Genomic DNA, 1,130 nt, shown 5'->3' with positions numbered 1-1,130 from the left:
GGTTTCAGGTTCTATTTCACTCCCCTCCCGGGGTGCTTTTCACCTTTCCCTCACGGTACTTGTTCACTATCGGTCGCTAAGAGTATTTAGCCTTGGGGGGTGGTCCCCCCTGATTCCCACGGGGTTTCTCGTGTCCCGCAGTACTTGGGATTCCCTCTGCAATCTTCGTCCTTTCGTCTACAGGTGTTTTACCTTCTGTGCAGCACCTTTCCAGGTGTCTTCGACTAGGACTAGCAATCACGTGTTGAAGGTCCCGCAACCCCAGATTTCCGAAGAATTCTGGTTTAGGCTCGCCCCTTTTCGCTCGCCGCTACTTGGGGGTTCGATGTTTCTTTCTTTTCCTCCGGGTACTTAGATGTTTCAGTTCCCCGGGTGCCCTCCTCTATGCCTATGTGTTCAGCATAGGGTGACGGAGTTTTGCTCCGCCGGGTTGCCCCATTCGGGTATCCACGTATCAACGCCTGCTTGCGGCTACTCGTGGCTTTTCGCAGCTTTCCACGCCCTTCTTCGGCCCTTAGCGCCTAGGCATCCACCATGTGCCCTTTTCTTCTTGACCTACTTACTTTTCGAGATTTAATTAGCTTATTGTTTTCCGCGGCTTTTCCCACTTCCAACCTCTCGCTTCTCTCATCTCATTTGCTCGGCTACATTGCTGTATCCTGCAAAATTGTTTTACTACGACGCTTTACTTTTCACTGTTCAGTTTTCAAGGAACATTTTTTAAGTCACGGGAAACGTCCCCGTGGCTCGGACTTGCTATATTACTCTATGAGATACTTAAAATCAACCGGGAAATCCTGGTTGATTTCAGGTCTCTCAAAACTAAACAGGTAGATGATAAATGATCGACCAGAGTTTCTTGAACCTATGGTTCAAGGTACTCCTTAGAAAGGAGGTGATCCAGCCGCACCTTCCGATACGGCTACCTTGTTACGACTTCACCCCAATCATCAACCCCACCTTCGACGACTGCCCCTCTTACGAGTTAGCTCACCGGCTTCGGGTGTTGTCAACTTTCGTGGTGTGACGGGCGGTGTGTACAAGGCCCGGGAACGTATTCACCGCAGTATGCTGACCTGCGATTACTAGCGATTCCGACTTCATGTAGTCGAGTTGCAGACTACAATCCG

2 rRNA genes are annotated in these 1,130 nt (G+C 50.2%); both read right to left on the bottom strand.

Going from position 1 to position 1,130, the window contains the following annotated elements:
* A 23S ribosomal RNA gene (locus P6N53_RS18450) occupies positions 1 to 556 on the bottom strand; the annotation flags it as partial.
* A gap of 332 nt (positions 557 to 888) precedes the next feature.
* Positions 889 to 1,130, bottom strand: a 16S ribosomal RNA gene (locus P6N53_RS18445); the annotation flags it as partial.

It is taken from the genome of Desulforamulus aquiferis, from assembly GCF_030577015.1.
Taxonomy (GTDB): domain Bacteria; phylum Bacillota; class Desulfotomaculia; order Desulfotomaculales; family Desulfotomaculaceae; genus Desulfotomaculum; species Desulfotomaculum aquiferis.
Note: the sequence above shows the minus strand (reverse complement) of the source record. Positions and strands in the feature narration are given on the sequence as shown.